This window comes from Bartonella sp. AA81SXKL (assembly GCF_042196945.1).
Lineage (GTDB): Bacteria > Pseudomonadota > Alphaproteobacteria > Rhizobiales > Rhizobiaceae > Bartonella.
Genome location: NZ_JBHIRH010000249.1, coordinates 1 through 707 on the forward strand (window position 1 = coordinate 1; position 707 = coordinate 707).

Annotated in this window: 1 protein-coding gene; it reads right to left on the bottom strand. The window is 40.3% G+C overall.

Going from position 1 to position 707, the window contains the following annotated elements:
* Positions 1 to 699, bottom strand: a 699-nt coding sequence (locus ACFINZ_RS10905; RefSeq protein ID WP_375701528.1) for a tetratricopeptide repeat protein, incomplete at its 3' end; no start/stop codon positions are given.
* Between the last annotated feature and the right edge of the window lie 8 nt (positions 700 to 707).

The window sequence follows — 707 nt, forward strand, 5'->3', positions numbered from 1 at the left end:
AAATATTTCTCGTCCTGGCAGCATTTGTTCGCCGTGTTTGAGGGTCTGAAGCGCTTGAATGCGCATTTTAGAGCGCAATTGGAATGAGGCATAGGCTATGATAATATGTTCATAAGTATTAGGGGCTATAAGAGTGGCTTGTTGAGTATTGAGCGCTTGAGTGAAATATTTTTGTGCATTCTGCTTATGTCCTGCGAGATCGCACATGAGTGCAAGATGGTAGTTTATAAAAAGCTTATACCAAGCAGGTCCTTGGATTTTTTGAAGATGAGTAATTGCTTGAGATTGGTACCCAGATCCGAATGTGGCCCAAGCACCGATTAATTCAGGTATTGGATTGTTGGCAGCGGGAAGTGTTTTTAATTGCAGAAGAATCTTGGCCTTGTTGTAGTCTTTTTTGATGAGACTTTCGATCGATAACGTCAAAGAGACAAAGGGATTCGTAATGCCTTGCTTTTTCAATTTTTGGGCTTGTTTAACAGCTTCTTTAAAAGCACCTGAAAAGAGCATCGCTTCAAGCATCTCTACTTGTGTTTCAATATTTTCAGGTTTATAAGTAAGAGCCTTTTTAAAATATTTGATGGCAAGATCTGTTTTGTTCTCATGATTTGCGACCCTCCCTGCCAGGTAAGCGCCTATAAATGAGCTTGTATTGAGAGTAGTATCGATTTTGCTATAGGCGAGGGATGGTATCAGCATAATACCGG